15 protein-coding genes and 1 tRNA gene are annotated in these 19,992 nt (G+C 36.8%); 9 read left to right on the forward strand and 7 right to left on the reverse strand.

Features of this window, described 5'->3' with window-relative positions; genetic code table 11:
- The first annotated feature begins 44 nt into the window (after positions 1-44).
- Positions 45-2,282 carry a formate C-acetyltransferase gene (pflB, locus tag NMG63_RS02125; RefSeq protein WP_254007336.1) on the forward strand — a complete coding sequence of 746 codons (2,238 nt, stop codon included), beginning with the start codon at positions 45-47 and terminating at the stop codon, positions 2,280-2,282.
- Positions 2,283-2,441: 159 nt separating this feature from the next.
- On the opposite strand, the gene NMG63_RS02130 is transcribed toward pflB, so the two are convergent.
- From NMG63_RS02130 to NMG63_RS02140, 3 genes are all read right to left on the reverse strand, one after another.
- Positions 2,442-3,461 carry an IS3 family transposase gene (locus tag NMG63_RS02130; RefSeq protein WP_367399273.1) on the reverse strand — a complete coding sequence of 340 codons (1,020 nt, stop codon included), beginning with the start codon at positions 3,459-3,461 and terminating at the stop codon, positions 2,442-2,444.
- Positions 3,401-4,105, reverse strand: a complete 705-nt coding sequence (locus tag NMG63_RS02135) for a helix-turn-helix domain-containing protein (protein ID WP_254006375.1) — start codon at positions 4,103-4,105, stop codon at positions 3,401-3,403. The genes NMG63_RS02130 and NMG63_RS02135 overlap by 61 nt, the downstream gene beginning before the upstream one ends.
- A 105-nt stretch (positions 4,106-4,210) precedes the next feature.
- Entirely contained in the window at positions 4,211-5,173 is a 963-nt protein-coding gene (locus NMG63_RS02140) for a lactonase family protein (protein ID WP_254007337.1), read from the reverse strand.
- Positions 5,174-5,330: 157 nt separating this feature from the next.
- On the opposite strand from NMG63_RS02140, the gene NMG63_RS02145 reads away from it, so the two are divergent.
- From NMG63_RS02145 to NMG63_RS02155, 3 genes are all read left to right on the forward strand, one after another.
- Positions 5,331-6,710, forward strand: coding sequence for a 6-phospho-beta-glucosidase (locus NMG63_RS02145; protein ID WP_254007338.1), 1,380 nt, complete (start codon positions 5,331-5,333; stop codon positions 6,708-6,710).
- Positions 6,711-6,777: 67 nt separating this feature from the next.
- Positions 6,778-7,563, forward strand: a complete 786-nt coding sequence (locus NMG63_RS02150; protein ID WP_254007339.1) for a Cof-type HAD-IIB family hydrolase — start codon at positions 6,778-6,780, stop codon at positions 7,561-7,563.
- Between the two features lie 106 nt (positions 7,564-7,669).
- Positions 7,670-8,823, forward strand: a protein-coding gene (locus tag NMG63_RS02155) for an IS3-like element ISErh1 family transposase (protein WP_254006376.1) whose coding sequence is annotated in 2 segments (ribosomal slippage) — positions 7,670-7,943 and positions 7,943-8,823 — 1,155 coding nt in all. Because the reading frame shifts where the segments join, the coding sequence is not laid out codon by codon here.
- Positions 8,824-8,855: 32 nt separating this feature from the next.
- Here NMG63_RS02155 and NMG63_RS02160 read toward each other — a convergent pair.
- The gene (locus tag NMG63_RS02160) at positions 8,856-9,719 is read right to left on the reverse strand and encodes a MurR/RpiR family transcriptional regulator (RefSeq protein ID WP_254007340.1); all 864 of its coding nucleotides are present in this window, start codon (positions 9,717-9,719) and stop codon (positions 8,856-8,858) included.
- Positions 9,720-9,789: 70 nt separating this feature from the next.
- Between NMG63_RS02160 and NMG63_RS02165 the strand changes: the two genes are divergently transcribed.
- Positions 9,790-9,877 (forward strand) — tRNA-Ser (locus tag NMG63_RS02165).
- Between the two features lie 81 nt (positions 9,878-9,958).
- Here the strand turns inward: NMG63_RS02165 and NMG63_RS02170 are convergent.
- On the reverse strand, positions 9,959-11,332 hold the full coding sequence (locus NMG63_RS02170; protein ID WP_254007341.1) for an MBOAT family O-acyltransferase: 1,374 nt from the start codon (positions 11,330-11,332) through the stop codon (positions 9,959-9,961).
- Positions 11,333-11,340: 8 nt separating this feature from the next.
- Entirely contained in the window at positions 11,341-12,474 is a 1,134-nt protein-coding gene (locus tag NMG63_RS02175; RefSeq protein WP_254007448.1) for an alginate O-acetyltransferase AlgX-related protein, read from the reverse strand.
- 232 nt (positions 12,475-12,706) lie between these two features.
- Between NMG63_RS02175 and NMG63_RS02180 the strand changes: the two genes are divergently transcribed.
- From NMG63_RS02180 to NMG63_RS02195, 4 genes are all read left to right on the forward strand, one after another.
- Positions 12,707-13,780 (forward strand): pyridoxal-phosphate-dependent aminotransferase family protein, encoded by a 1,074-nt coding sequence (locus NMG63_RS02180; protein WP_254007342.1) that lies wholly within the window; start codon positions 12,707-12,709, stop codon positions 13,778-13,780.
- Positions 13,780-14,484 carry a phosphocholine cytidylyltransferase family protein gene (locus NMG63_RS02185; protein ID WP_254007343.1) on the forward strand — a complete coding sequence of 235 codons (705 nt, stop codon included), beginning with the start codon at positions 13,780-13,782 and terminating at the stop codon, positions 14,482-14,484. Before NMG63_RS02180 ends, NMG63_RS02185 begins: the two co-directional genes overlap by 1 nt.
- A 179-nt stretch (positions 14,485-14,663) precedes the next feature.
- The gene (locus tag NMG63_RS02190; protein ID WP_254007344.1) at positions 14,664-15,317 is read left to right on the forward strand and encodes a sugar transferase; all 654 of its coding nucleotides are present in this window, start codon (positions 14,664-14,666) and stop codon (positions 15,315-15,317) included.
- A 139-nt stretch (positions 15,318-15,456) separates the two neighbouring features.
- Entirely contained in the window at positions 15,457-18,711 is a 3,255-nt protein-coding gene (locus NMG63_RS02195; RefSeq protein ID WP_254007345.1) for a glucosaminidase domain-containing protein, read from the forward strand.
- 66 nt (positions 18,712-18,777) lie between these two features.
- Here NMG63_RS02195 and NMG63_RS02200 read toward each other — a convergent pair.
- Positions 18,778-19,931, reverse strand: a protein-coding gene (locus tag NMG63_RS02200; protein ID WP_123171090.1) for an IS3-like element ISErh1 family transposase whose coding sequence is annotated in 2 segments (ribosomal slippage) — positions 18,778-19,658 and positions 19,658-19,931 — 1,155 coding nt in all. Because the reading frame shifts where the segments join, the coding sequence is not laid out codon by codon here.
- Positions 19,932-19,992 lie beyond the last annotated feature (61 nt).

The following is a 19,992-nucleotide window of genomic DNA, read 5'->3' on the forward strand; positions in this document are numbered from 1 at the left end:
AATAAGATATTGGGAATCAAACCCGAGAATAAGGAGGTATCTTAATGTATAATCAATGGAAAGGCTTCAAAGGAAGCTATTGGAAAGAAAACATTGATACTCGTGATTTTATCAAAAATAACTACACAGAGTATACTGGTAATGATGAGTTCTTAGAAGGACCAACTCAAAATACGTTGGATCTTATGGAACAACTCGAAGAAATGAATGCTGTACAACGTGAGAAAGCTGGCGTTTACAACATGGATACTAAAATTGTATCTACTGTAAGTTCACATGGTCCTGGTTACATGAACAAGGATAAAGAACAAATTGTTGGGTTCCAAACAGATGAACCATTAAAACAAGCGTTTATTCCTTTCGGTGGAATTGGAATGGCTGTGAAGGCTCTTGAAAGTAATGGTTATGAACCTGATGAAGAGTTAGTACATATCTTTACAAAATGGCGCAAGACACATAATCAAGGGGTATTTGATGTTTATACACCTGAAATGCGTGCAGCACGTAAGAACAAAATCATTACAGGTCTTCCAGATGCTTACGGACGTGGACGTATTATCGGTGATTACCGTCGTATCGCACTTTATGGTATTGATCGTCTTGTTGCTGGTAAGAAAAACGATTTAGCACATACAGGTTACAAAACAATGACGGATGATGTAATTCGTCTTCGTGAAGAAATCAGCGATCAAATTCATGCATTAGCAGAAATTAAAGAAATGGCTGCTTCTTACGGATTTGATATTTCACAACCTGCAGGAAATGCTAAAGAAGCAGTTCAATGGTTATACTTTGGTTACTTAGCAGCAATCAAAGAAAATAACGGGGCAGCGATGTCTATTGGACGTATCTCAGCATTCCTTGATATCTATATCCAACGTGATTTAGACAATGGTGTGATTACTGAAAAAGAAGCACAAGAACTTATTGACCACCTCGTAATGAAATTACGTATGGTTAAATTTGCACGTACACCTGAATACAATGCATTGTTCAGTGGTTACCCAATCTGGGCAACATTATCAATCGCAGGTATGGGCTTTGACGGACGTTCACTCGTTACAAAAACTGACTTCCGTTTACTCCACACACTCATTAACATGGGACCTTCACCAGAACCAAACTTAACAGTTCTATACTGTAAAGAATTACCAGAAGGATTCCGTACATTTGCATCTCATGTAGCAATCGAAACATCTTCAATTCAATTTGAAAATGATACATTACTTCGTGAAAAATGGGGTTCAGACGACGTTGCAATCGCATGTTGTGTATCCGCTACTGTAATCGGTAAAGATATGCAATTCTTTGGAGCTCGTGCAAACTTAATTAAATGTTTACTTTATGCTATCAACGGTGGTATTGATGAAGTGACTAAAGCACAAGTTGGACCACGTTTACGTCCAATTACATCAGAATACTTAAACTTTGATGAAGTTAAAGTTGCTTACCAAGACATGATGGACTGGTTAGCTGAATTATATGTAAATACATTAAACTCAATTCACTACATGCACGATAAATACGCTTATGAAAAAGCACAACTTGCATTAATGGATTCCGATCTTAAACGTACTTTTGCAACTGGTATTGCAGGTATTTCACACGTTGCTGACTCCTTATCAGCAATCAAATACGCTAAGGTTAAGACGATCCGTGACGAAAAAGGTTTAGTTGTAGATTATGAAGTCGAAGGAGACTTCCCTAAATATGGTAATGATGATGACCGTGCAGATGATCTTGCAAACTGGGCATTACAATACTTCATGGGACAAATTAAACGTCACCATACATACCGCAATTCAACACCGACATTAAGCTTACTCACAATCACATCAAATGTTGTTTATGGTAAAGCTACAGGTAATACACCTGATGGACGTGGACAAGGTGTTCCTTTAGCACCTGGTGCGAACCCATCATACGGTGCAGAAAAGAATGGTTTATTAGCTTCATTAAACTCAACAGCTAAATTAGACTATAACTGTGCACTTGATGGTATCTCAAATACACAAACAATTGCGCCAATCGCAATGGGTAAAACTTCAGACGAACGTATCGTAAACCTACGTGGTATTATGGACGGTTACTTCGCACAAGGCGCTTACCACTTAAACGTTAACGTATTTGACAATGCACTTCTTGAAGATGCTATGGCCAATCCATTGAAATACCCTAACTTAACAATTCGTGTTTCAGGTTATGCTGTTCGATTTGTAGAACTTACAAAAGAACAACAACTTGATGTTCTTATGAGAACGGCTCACGAAAGAACTGTTTAATTTATAATTTATTAAACTCAAAAAATCACGCTTAAACCGCGTGATTTTTTTTTGAATTAAAAAAAGACATCGAAGGGTTGAACTGCTCCCTGTCAAGTAGACAGGTGAAATAAATAAAATATCCAAGATGATTTATCACTTTATGATGAATCATCTTTTTTATGCTACAAGTGACTGCATTTGTTTTTCTCTAATGTTTGACCAGTAAGCTTCAATCTTCTTGTTAGTTGGAATCGCGTAGACTACAGGTGTCTCTGTTCCTAGCGCTTCAGTTCGAACCATCATTGGTGTTTTGTTTTTGAAGCGTTTCTGAAGTCTCTTGTTGTTATAAAAATCAATATACACTTCAATTGCTTTCTTCAATTCGCTTCTTGTACTGAATTCATTAGGGTAGTACATTTCTGATTTGATTGTTCCCCAAAATCCTTCCATAGGACCATTATCAATACAATGTCCCACTCTAGACATACTTTGCATCACTCCTTGATCTTCTAGCTGTTTCCTAAATGCCCTACTTGTGTATTGGAATCCGCGGTCACTGTGAAATAAAGGTTTTGCCTCTGGATATCTCGCGATAGCTTTATGATAAGTATCAAACACAAGTTGATTATTGTTCCGATCACTTATTTGATACGCCACAACACTTAAATCATAAAGATCAATAATCGCACTGAGATATAGTTTCTTACTTGAACCTTTAATCTTAAATTCTGTGACGTCTGTCAGCCATTTTTCATTCGGTTTTGCGGCAAAGAAATTTCGATTTAAAATATTTTCAGCTGTGATTTCAGGAGTGCTTCGTGAATATTTTTTAGACTTTTGACGAATCACTGATTTCACCCCTAGCATCTTCATGAGTCTATGAATCCTCTTCGAGTTATATTGAACGCTATTCAACTCATTGATCCAATCCGTCATGCGTCGATAGCCTAAGATATGTCCAAATAGTTCATCATAATCAAGAATGAGATTGCAAAGCTCATGATTTTCAATTTCATTGCTTGTTTCAACACGATGCGTCCATTTATAATAACTACTTCTTGCGATTTTAAGTACCTTACACATCCACTGAATACTCCAGCCATGTTTATGATGTAGTTCCTGCACTGCGAGATACTTTACTTCTTGTTTTGCTTTGGAGAATATCGCCCCCTTTCGATTTCCTTCACTTTTTTTAATAGAATGTTCTCGCGTTCTTTCAGTTCGAGTTGTCTTTCAAGTAGTTTTACTTTACGTTCTAAACGTTCTTCATTACTAAGTTGATCTTCTTGTTTTCGCTTGCCACGTTTATCAAGAAGACCATCATCTCCCAATTCGTTATACTTTTTCACCCACTGATAAACCTGAGCATAAGAAAGTTCATAGCGCTCAGCAGTCCCCTTATAATCGTAGTCATGTTCAATACAATATGCGACAATTTCCTGACGCTCCTCAATTGTTGTTTTTCTACCTTTTGTCATATAGACTTCTCCTTTAGGATCGTAATCCTTTATAGTTTCAAGTCTATTATACTTTTTTATCCATCCGCGCAAAACCTCATGGGAACTTATACCATATTTAATACTAATATCTTTAAGAGAACCTGCGCCTTCAAGATAATCCCTAATTGCGGATTCCTTGAGCTCTTTCGAATAACTTTTGTTTCGATCTTTATCTGAAAAAACTTCAATACCATAAGTTTGATACTTTTTCACCCAACTACGTAATGTACTAGAATCAATAGATAATTCTTCAGCTATTTCTGGTGCACCTTTTATGCCATTCAAATATTCATTAATTGCTTGTTCTTTTATTTCGGCTGGATATTTATTCTTTCTCCCCATAGAAAAAGCTCCTCCTTTTTTGTAGTGCCCGATTTTATTTATTTCGGGTGTCTACTTTAAGGGGAGCTTATCAAGGTTCGGATGTCTTTAATATTATTATTATTATTACGAGATGAAGAGAACTGCAACGCACTCCGGTGCGTAAACATCTGTTTGGAGTAGTGTCAGTTTCCCATTTACAACATCTCTCGCATACAAAGTGAGATTGTTTGAATCACGGTTTGCGCAAACAAGATATTTATTATCTAGACTGAGGGCAAAATCACGCGGATGTTCACCAAAGCTTGAAATATTTTGAATTAATTCAAGTTGGAGCCCGTCTTCACTGATTTTAAAGACTGTGATGGAGTCGTGACCACGGTTGGATACATAAAGATAGTTTCCGTCTTTAGAGATTCGAATTGCAGCTGCAGACCGGATGGTCTCAGTTTCCGGTAATGCATCAAACACACCGTGTTCTATAAAATCAAATCCATCATCTTCAAGAACTGTCACATGGCATGTGTGTTCAGAGAAAAGATAAAGGAGGGGTAGATGTGGATGAAAGGCAAGGTGTCGTGGACCCGACCCTGCAGGTGCTTTATATGTTGCGATTTCATTCATGAGTTCATATTTACGAACCGTATCTAAACCTAAATCGCAAACATAGACAAATTCAGTGTTGGGTTTCTTGTTCACGAAGTGGGCATGCGATCCATCTTTGTATTCAATTTTCTTAAAAACTTGATGGTTTTTATAAACATTGACGCGTCCTTTATGGTAATTCGCATCATAGATTTGATCTTCAACCTTGTCATAGGCCACATAACACGGTGCAGGTCCCATCTCAACAAAGCGTTCAATAAGTTCTGTGTTAGTTCCTTGATACTTCCATGTCGCAATCCCTGCTTGATCATCTTTTTGATAGACACTGAATAAGGTTTGCGTTGTTGGATCATAATCAAGGTAGGTTGGGTTTTCTACCTCCGCAATGTGCGTTAAACGCACTAAACGATCTTGTTCCAAGTCAATTTCATAAATCCCTTTGCTTTCAGATTTTGTATAAGTTCCAAGTAATATTTTAGTCATAAAAGCCTCCTGAATAAATTATACCATAAGAATATGGTATTTAATTTCACACTTAACACTTGAGAAAACACTTAAATGAAATTAAAAATCAAGTTCGGTGTGGTTTATTGTGAGAAGGTTGAAGAAGGGATACAATTTGAATAATTAGGAGGCGACTATGACAAAAAAAATAAAGATTGTGACGATTGGTGGAGGCAGCAGTTATACACCAGAATTAATGGAAGGATTCATTAAACGATCTAACCAAATTGATATTTCAGAACTGTGGTTGGTGGACGTCGAAGAAGGTAAGGAAAAGTTAGAAATTGTAGGTGCAATGGCACAACGTATGGTGGAGGCAGCCGGTCTTGATTGGAAAGTAAAATTAACGCTTGACCGTCGTGAAGCACTTAAAGACGCGGATTTTGTGACGACACAATTTCGTGTTGGGCAACTTGAAGCACGGAAACGAGATGAACGAATTCCCGGGAAATACGGATCACTGGGTCAAGAAACAAATGGTGCGGGTGGTATCTTTAAAGCGTTTCGTACGATTCCTGTAATTCTTGATATTATTAAAGATATGGAATCATTATGTCCAAATGCATGGTTGATTAATTTCACGAACCCCGCTGGAATTATAACCGAGGCAGCGATTAAGTGGGGTGGTTGGAAACGAACAATTGGTCTTTGTAATATTCCGGTTGGCTGTACAAAGATCAACCATGAAGCAATGGGGTATGATGAGGATGCAAATGTTTTATTTGAAAAGTTTGCAGGGGTGAATCATTTTCATTGGCATCGTGTTTGGGACCAAGATGGAACGGAAGTAACGCAAACGTTGATTGAACGATTGTTTGATCCAAGCAGTGCATTTTCAAAAGTCCAAGAAGTGAAAAACATCACACCCATACCTTATAACCTTGATCAGTTGAAGGATTTAGGAATGATTCCGTGTTCTTATCACCGTTACTACTATATTGCGCGAAATATGACCGAAGAGTTTATGGAAAATTGGACGAATCATAAAACACGTGCTGAAACGGTCCAACAAACCGAAGCGGCCTTATTTGAGTTGTATAAAGATCCAAATTTAAATTATAAGCCTGAAGAATTAACGCAACGTGGTGGTGCCCATTATTCTGATGCTGCGTGTCAATTAATTGCATCCATTCATAATGACTTGCGTACGGTCATGACTGTAAGTACCCAAAATAATGGTACGATTACGGATTTACCTTATGATTGTGTTGTGGAGGTAACAAGCGTGATTACGTCTCATGGCGCTGAACCGTTTAACTGGGGATCTTTTGAACCGGCAGCACGCGGTCAATTACAAATGATGAAAGCAATGGAAGAAACGGTGATTGAAGCAGCTGTTACCGGAAATTATCGTAAAGCGGTTCAAGCCTTTTCGATTAATCCTATGATTCAAGGGGGACATTACACGATTGATATGCTTCATGAAATGCTTATAGCACATAAAGACTATTTACCCCAATTTTCCGATAAAATTGCGGAACTTGAAAGCCAAGGCGTTAAATACATCGCAGATTAGAGATTAAATTGCTATAATGGACAGGAGGCTTTGCCTTCTGTTTTTTTTATGAAAGTTGAGGAAGTATATGATTAAATTAATTGCGACAGATATGGACGGGACACTTTTGGATGCTGATCATGTTTTAACACCTTCAATGCGGGAAAAAATTTGTGAACTGCGTCAGAAGGGAATTAAGTTTGGGGTTGCGACGGGCAGACCCATGGATTCCGCAGTCTTTGGGATACCTGATATCGCCGAATTATTTGATTTCGCAATCTGTGATAATGGCGGATTTGTGTATGATTTTGCGGATGGTGAGATTCATGAACAATTTCCGTTAAGTGGAGATTTAATTCGTGAAATTTTGGATACCTTTATGCCAATGGGTGGAAACCCAGTATTAACAGGACCTGGGAAACTCTATACACAATTTGAGGATTTTTATAATATCGAGGTTCGTACTCACATTGATTTGGAGTATGTCGATGTCCGTTCTAAAGTTTTGGACTCGCACGCTAAGATTATTTTCAGTGGAGAACCTGAAATATTAGCGCGTATTGAAGCGTATGTAAATGAAAATCCCGATTCACGTTATGTTGCTTTTTACTCTCAAAAAGAGTTAATTGAGTTTATGGATCCGCGGATTAATAAGATGGTCGGACTTCAGTACTATATGGATAAGTATGGTATTACACCTGATGAAATTATGACCTTTGGTGATAATAATAATGATTTGCATATGATTGAGGACGCAGGGCATGGTGTTGCAATGGAGAATGCAACGCAAGCAGTGAAGGATGTTGCGAATGCAATCTGTGGTTTGAATCATGAAGACGGTGTTAAACGATATCTTGATCAATATAAGTTCTAAAAAAGACTCCAATCATTGAGGGAACTGACCTAGTTCCGTGGGACTAAAGAAAAAAACCTCTTGTATGAGAATTATTGTAAAATAGTTCAATATAGGAGGTTTTTATATGGGAACACGAACTATGCATAGCTATGAGACAAAGATGAAAGTTATAGAAATGAAATTGGCAGGATACTCAAGCAGGTTTATTCAGACTGAACTTGGAATAAAAAATGTAACACAAGTCAAAACATGGTGGAGATGGTATCGAAATGGTGAACACTATCGATTTTCTCAACCTGTAGGCAAGCAATATACTTTTGGAAAAGGGCCTGAAGGAGACACGGTCGAAGAAACACAAAGACTTAGAATTAAATCTTTGGAGCAACAAATTGAACTATTAAAAAAGTATTTGGAAAGAGAAAGGATGTGGTTCCTGAAATAATCATCAAGCTCGTTGAAGAGTATCGCAACACTGTATCAATTAAAGATATCTTGAATCTTTTTGGGGTACCTAAGTCAACGTATTACCGTTGGACTAAAAAAGAGCAACTAGATTCTAATAATTATTCTGTCAATGAAGCATTAGTAATTGAACTTTGTAAAGAAAATAAATTTCGTTATGGATATCGAAAAATAACTGCATTAATTCGAAAAGAAAGAATTATCAATAAGAATACTGTTCAAAAGATAATGCAGAAACACCAATGTCAATGCCGTGTTAAGGTCAAACGGTATCGAAAAAACAAAAATCCGAAGATCATTATGCCCAATATCATTAATCGCGACTTTAAATCACTACGTCCTCTAGAGAAATTGGTGACAGATATCACTTACATCCCTTATGGCCATAAAATGCTCTATTTATCTACGATCATGGATTTATATAATGGTGAGATTATTGCGTCTACATTGAGTGACAGACAAAACCTAGAATGTGTGGTTGATACATTAAATCAACTTCCGGATATCGTTCAGCCATGTATTCTTCATTCTGATCAAGGAAGTGTCTATACATCAAAAGAGTATCAACTTAGAGTAAAAAATAAAAGCATTACCATGAGTATGTCCCGTAAGGGGACACCCGCTGATAATGCTCCTATCGAATCGTTTCATGCCTCTCTAAAGTGTGAAACATTCGAATTAAACCCAGAACTAAAGGGTTCTACTGAAATTGTATCACAAACTGTGATAAACTATTTAAAATATTACAATGAAAATCGAATACAAGAAAAGCTAGGATATCAATCGCCCGTAAATTATCGGTTAACTTCATCCTAACTTGGTTTTTTCTTTAGTCCCACGGAACTAGGTCAGTTCCGAGGATTGGAGTCTTTTTTTATATACCATGGATGCTGTTCGATGATTTCCTGGTTTTTTTCATAATCGATTGCGAAGATTAAAGCATAGATAAAATCAAGTACGAGTTGCATCGATGTTCTCGAGGAAAAGGAGGCCATTTTGGTGACAAGTTCTTCTTGTGGTGAGACATGAACAACTTCTGTGGCATGTGTGCATAAGGGGTTGTTTAAGGGCCCCGTAATTAAGATATAAGGGATATTCCGCTCAACTAAAGAGTCAGCGATGGTTTTGTTGTGTTCATTTTGACCGTAATAGGAAATAATGAGAGCAATACTGTCAAGGGGTTGTGTATTTGCTTTGAGCGATTGAAATCCTAAAGATGTTTCGAGATTACAATCAAGTTCAATACGGAACAATTTATATTGAAAATCTTGAGCAAGAATTAACGATTGACCCGAACCGTAGAGATAGATATGAGGTGTATGGTAGATTTTATGAGCAATTCGATCGAGCTGTTCCAGGTCCATGTTGTTGTAAGTATCGTTCATGGATTGATAGTTGAGTGATAATATGGATTGGACAATCTCAGCACTCGTTTGATTTTTTTTGAAGGGTACATCATCACGGATGCGATTCTCTGTTATTGAGAATGAACTTAATTCACTTGCCAGTTTAACTTTAAAATCACTAAAGCCTTCCGTTTTCATTTTTCGACAAAAACGGGTAATGGTTGACGCACTTGCGTACGTAGTCTCAGATAATTCATGAATTGTCAGTTGGGTCACAAGTTGCGGATTTTCAAGGATATACTGCGCAATTTTTGATTCGGTATCTGAAAGTTGGGTACTGTTTTTGATTCGATTGATAAGTAGCACAAAGAAAGCCTCCTTTTTGTATATTATACATTGTTTTCTGTTTAATTATTATGTATAATAAATAAGCACTGGAGAATTGGCCGAGTGGCTTAAGGCACCATCTTGGAAAGGTGGCGAAGTGAAAGCTTCCGTGAGTTCGAATCTCATGTTCTCCGCCAAATTTAAAAGAACCTACTCGATGAGTAGAAATAAAGAAAAGAGACCCATAATTTTATGGGTCTTTTTGTTGCTTGTTTTCATTAGAATTGTTGGTATATAAATGCTTTAAAGGAGCTTGTAACAACAAAGATAATGCCAAGTACAAATAATCCTACGATTAAGACCATACTTGCGATTTGTTGCCATTGCTTCTCGCTGGTATTCCAACGCATGATCAATGAATTGATGAGAGGTGTGCAGAATAAGATTGCGAGAATCCAATCAAGGGGACGTGAAAGGACATAGGTTAGGATTTGTTTAACACCAATCAGATTCATATCCCATATAAACATTTTTGATAGAAAATCAAAAGCTTGCGCTAGGGAACCTGCACGAAAGAAAACCCACCCGATGTTTATGAGGATTAGGGTAATAAGGTGTTGAAGGATGCGTGGTGCTTTTTTGAGTGCTTCGCCCCATACATTACGTTCTAGGATGATTACCAAGAAATTAAAACATCCCCAAATAATAAAGTTGAGGGAAGAACCATGCCAAAATCCGGTAATGAGCCATACGACTAACATATTCAAATAAGTTCGTCTGGAACCTTTACGATTACCGCCTAAGGGTATGTAGATATAATCCTTGAACCAACGGGTAAGGGTAATATGCCATCGTTTCCAAAAGTCGCTAAACGATCGAGCAAGGTAGGGATCGTTAAAGTTTTCAGGTAAATGAATTCCAAACATTCCACCGATTCCAATGGCCATATCTGTATAACCAGAGAAATCCAAGTAAAGCTGAAGCATAAACGCAATGGACCCTAGCCATGCTGTTCCGGTAAAGAAAGCTGTGGTATAAAGGCCTTCATAGACTTTTGCGACGATGAGTCCAAAATTCGCAGCAAGATATGCTTTTTTGAACAAACCGATAGTAAAGCGTACAAATCCATTGTATAACATCTCATGAGACACATCTTTGTCATCAATCTTAGTTTCATCATACCTTAAGATGGGGCCCGATGTGATAGTCATAAATAACATAAAAAACGCACTGAATTTAAGCAGGTTTGTTTCGGGTTTTCGGTCCCAATATGCGACATCTGCTAGATAAGCAATTCCTTGGAAGGTATAAAACGAAATGCCGATTGGAGCCATAAACCCTTCTAAAAAAGTCAGGTTTGTTGTTTCGATAAAAAGCGGTTTATACTTAAAGAAAACCAAGACTAGAATGTTAAGACCAATTGTAGCGATAAACAACTTCTTATTTGGTTTCTTATACAAGAAAGCGGCGGCATAGAAATAGCTTAACATCGATAAGATAATGATAAGCAATGGACCAAATCCAAGATAACTGATAAACAATAAATTAAGAACTGCTAAGAGGGATGTCTTATGTTTTCCGTGTGTCGCAAGGTTGATGAGGACTGCAAGGGGAAGGAAAACAAATAAAAATGTGTAACTTGTAAGGGGCATAGAATCTCCTATCCATTTTCAATTAAATTAAGTTGTGTGTTTCGAACAAAGACGATTACGTCAAATTTGTTTTTTTCAATGTATTCATAGACATTACCTTTGTAGGATCGTAAATCAAGTGAATGAACTTCATTGAAATCATAAATGGAAAGATACTCTAAGGCATTGGTGAACGAATCTCCGATAAAGAGTATCTTGGGTAGATTGTCGCGTTTTGTTTTTATAACTGTATTTGCTTTGTCACCATTCATATAATTACCGTAAAGTGAAATCGTTTCATCCGTAATCATAACGGGCTCATCCGAAGGTGAACTATCCTCATATCGCTTATATTTTGGGAGTGATTGATTTTTGGGTTTGAGGTAGTAAAAGGTTTCTCCTTTAGAATAGCTTGTATCTGCCATCGTTCGAGAATTATTCCCGATGAATGGACTTTCATAAACGACTCGTTTATAGCCGCTGTCCGGACGTGTCGTAATGCGGGAATCGTTGATTGTTTTAATGAGCTCCTGATAAATTAATAATGATGCATCAGCGGTATAGTGGTTATCGGTTTTGTAGTAAGGTTCAAGTATATTGTTCTCTAAGAAAACATCGGAACCAGGTATCGTCTGAATAGACGTTTGATTTGCCTGTGTAAGCAGTGCATTGTTGTATTCTAACTTATGTGCTGTGTTTGTTGCGAAATAATTTGGGAAAAGCTCGCTGTGGAAATCGTGTTTTTGTGGAATATCAATAAAAATAAATTGACCACCACTTTTTTCTGAAACATTTTTTAGGTTTTGAAGGTTTGATAACGGTTTATTCAGGGACACTTGTAACGAATTGATTGATTGTTCCTGGTAATCTTCAAACTCTAAAAGATAACCTGTTTCGCTGATAAAATGATTCTTACGAATTGATTTAAGTAAAAATTTATCAATTTTAGAACTAGACTTTAAAATACTATCTCGAAATACGAGTTGGTCAAGTTGATATGTTTCGAATTCTTCAAAAAAAGTTCCGTTGAATACTTCTTGTATATTTGTACTTGGAAATTGGGCTAGACTTCGATATTCTAAGTCTGAATTGGTACGATCTGGGCTTAGTAACGATAGCATCGTAATACAAAGCATAAAGCTGAAAACCATGATTACAATCATTTTTTTCAAAATTGTGATACCTCCTTGTCTCATTATGGGGATTAACCGTATTCAATTATATAACAATTCCATAAATATTAGTATTAAAGCAGTTATGGATTCATTAATTTGTATTTAAGAATTTTATTAGATTCGAAAATAAGGTATAATATAAATGTTTAATATATAAAGTTTGATTGTTTTCATCGATGTTGCTTAATTAATATTTGATGATACAATTAAGGAGGAAAATATGCTTAATTTTACAGTTGGGCCGGTCATGATGCGTCAAGACATAATGGATGTTGGTGCTGAGCCTGTTCCATACTTTAGAACACCTGAGTTTTCAGATGTTATGTTGGAAAATGAATCAATCGTTAAAGAAATTTGCGGTGCTCGAGATGAGGATAAAGTTGTTGTCTTAACGGGATCGGGTACAGCTGCAATGGATGCAGCTATTGTGAATTGCGCAAAAGATAACGATAAGTTTTTAATTGTTAATGGCGGCTCTTTTGGAGCTCGTTTTTGTGAAATATGTTCTGTGTATGATGTAAATTTTGAATCCATTAATTTAGATTTTGGTCAAAGTTTGACATCGGCTGATTTAGAACCTTATGAAAATGCGGGATTTACAGGGTTTCTTGTGAATTTAGATGAAACATCTTCGGGTGTTTTATATGATATCGATTTAATTTCATCGTTTTGTAAACGTAATAATTTATTCTTGATTGTGGATGCAATCAGTGCGTTTCTTGCAGATGAAATTATGATGGAGCAATCCAACATTGATATTCTCATTACAGGATCTCAAAAGGCTTTAGCATTGCCTCCAGGACTTTCGATTCTTGTGTTGTCGGAAGATGCTCAACGTCGCGTTGATGAAAACAAACGTCCTTGTTATTACTTAGATTTAAAGAGTGCTTTATCCAATGCGAAGCGTGGGCAAACACCGTTTACGCCTGCTGTTGGTATCGTCTTACAACTCAATCTAAGACTTAAGCAAGTTAAGCAAGATGGCATTGAACAAACAATTGGGGATACAAGAGCACTCGCGATGTCGTTTCGATCAAAAATCGAAGATTACGGGTTCAAGTGTGTTACCGATTCGAGTTCGAATGCAGTGACAGCGCTTTTTGTTCCAGAAGGTAAATCAGCAAAAGAAATCTTCACGGTTCTAAAAGATGAATATGAAATCTGGGTAACGCCAAGTGGTGGTGCTTATGCAGATTCTGTTTTAAGGGTTTCACACATCGGTGAAATCACTCAAGAAAATATGGAGACATTATATAATGCGCTCGATTCGCTTAAAGAAAGAGGTATAATCTAATGAAATTAGTATTATTAGCAGCAGGAAGAGGAACTCGTATTAGCCGTTATTTAGAAGGAAGACCTAAATGTACTGTTGATATTGGGGGACAACCACTGATTGAGTATACAATTGAATTATTCAATAAGAATGGTATTAACGATATTGCGATCGTATTGGGATACGAAGGTCAGTATATTCGTGAAGCACTTAAAGGTAAAGATGTTAAGTTTTACTACAACCCATTCTATGATGTAACAAACAGTGTTGCTTCAATTTGGTTTGCGAAAGATTTCTTTGAACCTGCAGAAGATGTGTTAATTATGAATGCAGATGTATTTTTAGAACAAAAAACACTTGATATTATCTTAGCTGAGAAAAAATCACCAGTATTGTTCTCGGACGATACTCGTAAAGAAGAAAGTGATTACAAATTCTACTACGAAAACGATATCTTAATCAAACACGGTAAAGAATTAACCGGTGATGATATCACTGGAGAATATGTTGGAATTGCGAAATTATCATCAGACTTCTTACCAGAATTCTTACAACGTTTAGAAGTTCTAATTGATACACAGCAACATGGCCTATGGTGGGAAAATATTCTATATTCCATGATTGAAGAGCAACCCATTCATGTTAAAAATGTTGCTCCGAATTTCTGGGGTGAGGTTGATTATATCGAAGACTATGAGCGTATCATGGCTTTTATTAAAAAATAACAATATAACTGTTACAGAAAGAGAATCGAAAGATTCTTTTTCTTTGTTTCCGATTCCGAACCTGCACATAACCTTGTTAGGATATGGCGAATATGCTATAATTGACCTGTTTGTAAAATATAAAAAAGCAGTGTTTATTAAATAATAAACATTCTGTTAAGATAATGAGGATGAAAAATATGATAAACAACAACTCCGATGCTCATGAGAACATAGTATTAATGGAAAAGTATCAAGAGTTTAAGAAAAAACACCCATACGTTTATTTAAAACGAATTTTTGATCTTATCTTAACACTATTGTTTTCACCAATTATTATTATAATTGTTGTGATTTTCGCAATTATTGTTAAGGTGGATTCTAAAGGGCCTGCTTTCTATACGCAACAACGTGTAGGACAAGCAGGAAAAGAATTCAAAATCTATAAATTACGATCGATGCGTGTCGATGCCGAGGTTAATACCGGTGCTGTTTGGGCTGAGAAGAATGATCCACGGATTACGAAAGTGGGACGCTTTATTCGTAAAGTTCGTATTGATGAGCTTCCTCAATTCTTAAATGTATTAATAGGGGAGATGAGTATTATTGGTCCTCGTCCGGAACGTAAAGATTTAACGGATCAGTTTGAGTCGGAAATTCCAGGTTTTAAAGATAGACTTCTTGTTAAACCCGGTATCACAGGTTGGGCTCAAGTTAATGGGGGCTATGATATTACTCCAGCTGAGAAACTTGTGTTTGATCGTGAGTATCTAAATGCATTCTCATTCAAGCAAGATATCGTGATTATCTTCAAAACAATTCGTGTGGTTCTAACTGGAAGTGGCGCACGATAAAGCACTCGAAAGAGTGCTTTTTTCATATTCTTGAGAATTCATGGTAAAATTAAGATTAATTAATATATGATTGCTGGATACAGTACTTTATAGTAGGAGAATAGTTTATAATACTATTATTGTTGAGGAGGTTGTGTTTATGGAAAGAAAGAGATTTCTAGCGTTATTTTTAACGTTAGTAATGCTTGTTACATCAGTTACTTATAATACATTAGCATTTGATGAACCGGATGCATCATTAAGTACCGATGTAAGTCAAGAAGTTGATTTAAATCATAAAATAGAATTTGAAAAAGAAGAAGAGGCTGAGGTGATTGAAGAACCATCAAAACTTGAGCTGGAAGTGCCTGAGGTGGAAGCTGAGGTTCCTTCAAAAGCATCTCCCAATATCTTAAAAGCGGTTTCGAGTCTTTGTGTACAAAATGGTTGGATACAAAAAGGTACGGCTTGGTTTTACTGCGAAAATGGAAATCCAATCAAAAACTGGAAAGAAATTGGTGGATACTGGTATTTCTTCAAACCAGATGGTGAGATGAAGTCACAAGCATGGCATCAAAGTGGTGATGATTGGTATTACTTCAGTAAAAGTGGGAGTGCAGTGAAAAATGATTGGGCTGAAATTGGTGGTATTTGGTACTTATTTGATTCAAAGTCAGTGATGCTTAAGAATCAATGGACTCAGTCAGGTGGTTATTCCTATTACTTGGACTCTGATGGGAAGGCTGCGAAATCACAATGGAAAAAAGTTGGAGATGTTTCATATTATTTCGATTCCTCCAGTCATCTCATTCGTGAAACGAGTGCAACACATACTTATTCAGTTAAGAAAATTATGGATGATGGTAGTATTGCCACAGGAAAACCAAATTTTGAAAGTAACAATCTTAATGATGCCATAAATAAAATGAATCAACTGGGAAGTGGTTATGTTGTGACGTCGATGGCAGGGTTGAGTCATTTGGGGATTGTGGCCATGAGTTCTGGCTATGCACACTCACTTCCAAATCGTAAAGGTGAAATCAAAGACCTTGCAAGCAGTGAAACATTAAATATCTATAGTAATCGTAACCTTACAGGTTCTGCACTTACTTATATTTCAAGTAATTATAAAATGCAATATAAAGGGACTGAGTTAACAGACTCGGGAAAACCTGTAATTCGAGTTAATATTCAAGGTGCTGAAGGGTATGTTGATCTAAGTAAAGTTGATTTAATTCCAATGCACTATATTGATAAAAAACTTCCAATTTATTTGGGTGGTAATCTTAATGATGACGGTTATCGAAAAGTAGTTTCTCCAGATTATTATTGGGTGAAAAATGGGGAAATATCATTATACTTCTCTCAAACCTACGCTCAAAGTGGAGAACAAGGAATTACGTATGCGCAAGCGCCAACGTGGCTTCCAGAATCTGGAAATCCATACTATTCAGAAGATGGTGTTCATTTCTTTAGCGATAAAGAATTGAAAAAACCAATCATGGATGGTAGTCAACCTGGAGAATTTTATGCGTATTATCAATGGCTTCCAGTTCGTAGTTTTTCAAATATTGGAGCGGATGATCTAAACGAACGCTTACGTTATCTTGATAAAACAGATTCGATCATTTTTGGAAACGAACAAGCGTTTCTTGAAAGTGGTCATCTCTATGGTATGAATCCACTCCTGTTATTTGCGCAAGCAGCACATGAGTCTGCTTATGGAACTTCATGGTTAGCTAAAAACAAATTCAATCTGTTTGGTTGGAATGCGGTTGATTCTGATCCAAGCCAAGCACTGACTTATACAGGGGTGTATAACAGTATTAATAATCATATGGCAAAGCAGTTAAGCTCGTATTTTGATGTTGGGGATTGGCGTAATGCCGGACTGAGTTTTGGGAATAAAGGTTCTGGAATCACCGTTCGTTATGCTTCGGACCCGTTTTATGGTATTAAAGTAGCGGGTATCGCTTATACGACCGATCGTGCAGCGGGATTTAAGGATTATAATGGCTATTCATTAGCCCGCATCAACAATCAAACAAGTACGCCTGTATATAAAGGTGCGAATACACATTCAGGTGTATACTATGCAACAAATTCAGGTTTAAATCATCAAGTTGTACTTGATCTTGGGGATGCATCGGGTTATATGAAAACGTATCTATCAATGCCAGTTGTAAACGGTTCGGTATCCGTTAAGGCTATGCCTGTAGATTTACCTGCAAACTTGGGCTATATTGCAAATAGTGCACGGGTTAAAATTAAATCAAGTGGTATTAAGAAATCGAATGCCCCAAGTACTCGCATTACGGTAGCGGAAACATCGAAGAAATATACTGTAAAACAAGATCTCAACATGCGTAGTGGATGGGGTACATCAAATCGTATCTTAGCTACAATTCCTGCGAAGACAGTTGTTCAAGCATATCCAACTACAAATGGATGGGCGAAAGTTGTCTATAACAATCAAATTGGATATGTGTCACAAGATTATCTCACAACCGAATCGATACCAACCGCTCCTAAAACAGGTTGGGTTAAAGATGGCGCGAAATGGCTCTATTATGAAAACAATGCAGCCGTAAAAGGGTGGAAGAAAATCAGTGGAAGTTATTATCTCTTTAATAACAGCACTGGAGTGATGTATTCGAATACATGGACTAAAGATGCACAAGGGCGTTGGAGTTACCTTGGTGCAGATGGTAAAGCGTTAATGAATGAATGGTTTAAATCCTCAGGTAAATGGTATTATGCTGGTAATGATGGCAAAATGCTCCGTTCAGGTCTTCATCTTGTAAAAGGATCATGGTATGAATTTGGTTCTGATGCAGATATGAAAGCAAATAAATGGATTAAAAATTCTAAGGGGAAATGGCATTATCTCAATTCAGGTGGTGCTGCCGTTAAAAATGCATGGGTTAAAGTCAGCGGTAAATGGTATTACGCTGATGCAAACAGTGAAATGATTACAGGCTGGAAGAAAATTAACGGAAGTTGGTATGTCTTTGACTCAAGTACCGCAATGCTTTCGAATCAATGGTATAAAAATGCAAGTGGTTCTTGGTCCTATGTATCGGATTCTGGTGCTGCATTAACCAGTCAATGGAAGAAATCAGGTGGTAAATGGTACTACTTCCTAAGTCATGGTGGAACTGCACGTGGCGTTCACCGCATTGGTGGTTCAAGTTATGCTTTCGGAACTGATTCTGTAATGCATGCCAATCAGTGGGTAAAGCTGAACCAAAAATGGTATTATGCTACAGGGTCTGGAGCACTTCAAAAAGGATGGATTAAGTTGGGTGGTTCTTGGTATTATTTAAACCCTTCTGACTGTGTTATGGTTTCAGATAAAACAATGACCATAAATGGCACACGTTATCGTTTTGATCGTTCAGGTCGCATGCTTTAGAAATAAAAAAACCATAGTCACTTTTGGGAACTGACCTAGTTCCTTGGGACTAAAGAAAAAACCAAGTTAGGATGAAGTTAACCGATAATTTACGGGAGATTGATATCCTAGCTTTTCTTGTATTCGATTTTCATTGTAATATTTTAAATAGTTTATCACAGTTTGTGATACAATTTCAGTAGAACCCTTTAGGTCTGGGTTTAATTCGAATGTTTCACACTTTAGCGAGGCATGAAACGATTCGATAGGAGCATTATCAGCGGGTGTACCCTTACGGGACATACTCATGGTAATGCTTTTATTTTTTACTTTGAGTTGATACTCTTTTGATGTATAGACACTCCCTTGATCAGAATGAAGAATACATGGCTGAACGATATCCGGAAGTTGATTTAATGTATCAACCACACATTCTAGGTTTTGTCTGTCACTCAATGTAGACGCAATAATCTCACCATTATATAAATCCATGATCGTAGATAAATAGAGCATCTTATGGCCATAAGGGATGTAAGTGATATCTGTCACCAATTTCTCTAGAGGACGTAGTGATTTAAAGTCGCGATTAATGATATTGGGCATAATGATCTTCGGATTTTTGTTTTTTCTATACCGTTTGACCTTAACACGGCATTGACATTGGTGTTTCTGCATTATCTTTTGAACAGTGTTCTTATTGATAATTCTTTCTTTTCGAATTAATGCAGTTATTTTTCGATATCCATAACGAAATTTATTTTCTTTACAAAGTTCAATTACTAATGCTTCATTGACAGAATAATTATTAGACTCAAGTTGCTCTTTTTTAGTCCAACGGTAATACGTTGACTTAGGTACCCCAAAAAGATTCAAGATATCTTTAATAGATACAGTGTTGCGATACTCTTCAACGAGCTTGATGATTATTTCAGGAACCACATCCTTTCTCTTTCCAAATACTTTTTTAATAGTTCAATTTGTTGCTCCAAAGATTTGATTCTAAGTCTTTGTGTTTCTTCGACCGTGTCTCCTTCAGGCCCTTTTCCAAAAGTATATTGCTTGCCTACAGGTTGAGAAAATCGGTAGTGTTCACCATTTCGATACCATCTCCACCATGTTTTGACTTGTGTTACATTTTTTATTCCAAGTTCAGTCTGAATAAACCTGCTTGAGTAGCCTGCCAATTTCATTTCTATAACTTTCATCTTTGTCTCATAGCTATGCATAGTTCGTGTTCCCATATAAAAACCTCCTATATTGAACTATTTTACAATAATTCTCATACAAGAGGTTTTTTTCTTT

It is taken from the genome of Erysipelothrix amsterdamensis (assembly GCF_940143175.1).
In the GTDB taxonomy this organism is placed as follows: Bacteria; Bacillota_I; Bacilli_A; order Erysipelotrichales; family Erysipelotrichaceae; genus Erysipelothrix; species Erysipelothrix amsterdamensis.